The organism is Exiguobacterium sp. A1_3_1, from assembly GCF_048985645.1.
Classification (GTDB): Bacteria; Bacillota; Bacilli; order Exiguobacteriales; family Exiguobacteriaceae; genus Exiguobacterium_A; species Exiguobacterium_A indicum.
Genome location: NZ_WBYY01000261.1, coordinates 1 through 2,954 on the forward strand (window position 1 = coordinate 1; position 2,954 = coordinate 2,954).

The following is a 2,954-nucleotide window of genomic DNA, read 5'->3' on the forward strand; positions in this document are numbered from 1 at the left end:
TGGGCTCGAAGATGTGTATAAGAGACAGATATGGAACTCGTCGCTCGATACGCGGATCGTGTCCTCGTCATGGAGCAAGGGCGGATTGCTTTTGACGGGCGTCCGAGCGAGTTATTCGCTGACGTTCCGTTACTCGAACGCTGTCAGCTACAACGTCCACTTTCGTACCAATTCCAGGAGGTGAAGCGCCATGCAGACGAACGCGTCACCGTTCGCTAAACTCAATCCTGTCATCAAGGGGAGCGGATTGTTTTTGATCATGTTTGCCTTAATTGCAACGAATGACTGGATCAAAACGTTGGTGTTCCTGAGTTTTGCTATCGCTTTGCTACTCCTCTCCGGATGGGGTCCCGTCGATTTCTTGAAACGGCTCGCACCTTACAGTCTATTATTCTTATTGACGTTCTGGATGATGGCGGCGTTTGGCAAAGGTACGAACACGCTCTGGTCGTTCGGTTGGTTTCATGTCACGTCGGAAAGTGTCGTACATGGCTGGTTACTTTCCTTACGGATGGCAACGTTCGTCTGCTTAAGTTTCGCTTTCGTCACGACGACCGATGCGACCCGGTTCGTGATGAGCTTGATTCACCAGGCAAAGGTGTCGCCTCGCTTCGCGTATGGGTTCCTTGCCGGGATCCGCTTTCTGCCTCAATTGGTCGAAGAAGTCCGCGTCTTACGGCGAGTCCGAATGATTCGGAACGTGCACAGTCGCTTTCCTGGTGATGCGTTTCTATCAATCGGCTTACCGCTCTTCTCGCGATCGATCCAGCGGGCAGAACGGATAGCAATCGCTTTCGAAGCCCGTCATTTTTCAGCGGAACGGACATATTATGAAGTGCCAGTCGTTCAGCGTCAGGATATTATCTACCTCGTGGTCATCCTCCTGTTGATCAGTCTTGTCTTTTGGCTATGATTACCGCCACCCGTATCCGGGTACATTCTAGCAAGACAAATTGAAGGAGAACGACATGAAACGAATCCTATTGATTGGTGCAGGGCACGCTCACCTGCATTGCATTACACACGGACCAACAGAAGACGTCGAGTGGCTGATTTTAAGCGCCTCGACGTACCAATATTACTCGGGCATGTACTCCGGCCTTGCTGACGGAACATACGACATCGATGAGATCCGTATCGACATCGCCGCCTTATGTCGCGCCTATGATAAACAATTCATCGAGGAGACCGTCATCAAAATCGACCCCGTTGAAAAAGTCGTCTTCGGTGCATCCGGCAGACGCTATACCTATGACGTCGTCTCGACGAATATCGGCTCGTTCGATTGGTCGGAAGATACGACACGATTATCGATCAAACCGAACTACCGGTTACCGGATACATTAAAGCGTCTGCAACAAGCAAAGCGTCCAGTCTTGATTGGAAGTGGTGCAGCGGCCGTCGAGATGGCGGCGTCCTTGAAAGCAGCGGGTGTGCCGATCACACTGGTCACGGATCCCGAGTTACTTTCAGGACACCCAGCAGCGGAAGCCATTACACGACGCTTACAAGAACTCGATGTGCATTGGATTCGAGAACGCCCACTGAACGAGGCGTCTCCTCTTCGCTTTTCACATCACCCACCAATCGAGTCAGATGCCATCATCCGCTTGACGGGTGCGAAAGCTCCGGTATTGTTTGCAGACAGTAAGCTCTATACGGAAGACGGATTTCTACTTGTCAATGAACAATTGCAAGCGCTCAATCATCCAAGTCTGTTTGCTGCGGGTGACGCGGCGACCCTCGTCGCTTATCCCGATATTCCAAAGAATGGCGTCACAGCTGTCCGGCAAGCACCGATCTTACTAGCAAATCTCTTACGGTACGTCCAGGAAGAGGCACTGCAAACGTATCGTCCGCAAACGAACTATTTGACGATTTTATCGATGGGACCACGTCATGCGGTTTCAATGTATGGCAATCAGTATTCGACTCACCCGTTCGGTTGGTACTTGAAGCGCTGGATCGATCAACGGTTCATGCGGAAGTATCGTCCATAAAAGCGTGCGCCGGCGCACGCTTTTTTCTGTACACAAAAACAAGCCATGGACGGGTGTCCATGGCTTGTTGGATTAGACGGTTTGATTTCCTTTAACGTACGAGAGTAACGTTTCGTTGAACTTCTCTTGTTCATCAAGCAACATACCGTGCCCACTCTCTTCGAAGACTTCAAGTCGTGCATGTGGAATTTCCTTTTGCATTTCTTCCGCGAACTCGAACGGACAGACTTGGTCTTTTTTACCGTGGATGATTAACGTATCGACTTTGATGTCTCCGAGTTTCCCACGCAAGTCCTCGTCACGTAAGGCGATCGCTGACTGAATCGTACCGTGGGACGAAGCGGCGATACTAAGTCCATGGAACCATTGTTGAAGTGGTTCTGGATGTTCCTTCGCAAAGAAGATTTCCCCGAATCCTTTGAGCATTGACGGACGATCCTGTTTCGTGTCGGCAATCAACGCATCGACTTCTTCTTTTGTCATCCCGTATGGATAGCCGTCGCGTTGTGTAAAGACAGGGGCTGCGGCTCCAGCGAGAACGAGCTTACTGACTTTTGAATCCCCGTATTGCAAGAGATAGGACAAGGCGATTCCTCCTCCCATCGAGAAGCCGAGCAACGTGACATTCGTTAATTTCAGCTGTTCGATGACTTCATTAATGTCGGACGCCATCGTCTTATAATCGTATCCCGTTGCTGGTGCATCTGATTTGCCATAACCGCGATAATCGATTCCGACGTAACGGTACCCTTCTTCGACGAGCAAGTTCTTTTGATACTCGAACATGTTATTGTTTGCCGGCCAGCCGTGTAAAAAGACGACCGGTTGACCCGACCCGACATCCTCGACATAAATTTTCGTGCCATCAACTGCTTGAATGAATGTACCCATCATAAAACCCCCATAGTAATAGATTGCCGTGCATGCATCTATTACTGTCTCTTATACACATCT

General features: G+C 50.0%; 4 protein-coding genes. 3 read left to right on the top strand and 1 reads right to left on the bottom strand.

Going from position 1 to position 2,954, the window contains the following annotated elements; genetic code table 11:
• Positions 1–30 precede the first annotated feature (30 nt).
• Genes F8N00_RS17370 through F8N00_RS17380 form a run of 3 tightly spaced genes read left to right on the top strand, consistent with a single transcriptional unit; the run spans position 31 to position 2,000 of the window.
• Positions 31–219 (top strand): hypothetical protein, encoded by a 189-nt coding sequence (locus F8N00_RS17370; RefSeq protein WP_421018679.1) that lies wholly within the window; start codon positions 31–33, stop codon positions 217–219.
• The gene (locus F8N00_RS17375) at positions 191–913 is read left to right on the top strand and encodes an energy-coupling factor transporter transmembrane component T family protein (RefSeq protein ID WP_075642347.1); all 723 of its coding nucleotides are present in this window, start codon (positions 191–193) and stop codon (positions 911–913) included. The genes F8N00_RS17370 and F8N00_RS17375 overlap by 29 nt, the downstream gene beginning before the upstream one ends.
• 55 nt (positions 914–968) lie before the next feature.
• Entirely contained in the window at positions 969–2,000 is a 1,032-nt protein-coding gene (locus tag F8N00_RS17380) for an NAD(P)/FAD-dependent oxidoreductase (RefSeq protein ID WP_075642348.1), read from the top strand.
• Positions 2,001–2,072: 72 nt separating this feature from the next.
• Here F8N00_RS17380 and F8N00_RS17385 read toward each other — a convergent pair whose 3' ends face one another.
• Positions 2,073–2,891, bottom strand: a complete 819-nt coding sequence (locus F8N00_RS17385) for an alpha/beta fold hydrolase (RefSeq protein ID WP_035397332.1) — start codon at positions 2,889–2,891, stop codon at positions 2,073–2,075.
• Between the last annotated feature and the right edge of the window lie 63 nt (positions 2,892–2,954).

Coding starts and splice junctions, on each gene's coding strand:
- F8N00_RS17370 (WP_421018679.1), top strand. CDS start 31: ATGGAACTCGTCGCTCGATACGCGGATCGTGTCCTCGTCATGGAGCAA.
- F8N00_RS17375 (WP_075642347.1), top strand. CDS start 191: ATGCAGACGAACGCGTCACCGTTCGCTAAACTCAATCCTGTCATCAAG.
- F8N00_RS17380 (WP_075642348.1), top strand. CDS start 969: ATGAAACGAATCCTATTGATTGGTGCAGGGCACGCTCACCTGCATTGC.
- F8N00_RS17385 (WP_035397332.1), bottom strand. CDS start 2,891: ATGGGTACATTCATTCAAGCAGTTGATGGCACGAAAATTTATGTCGAG.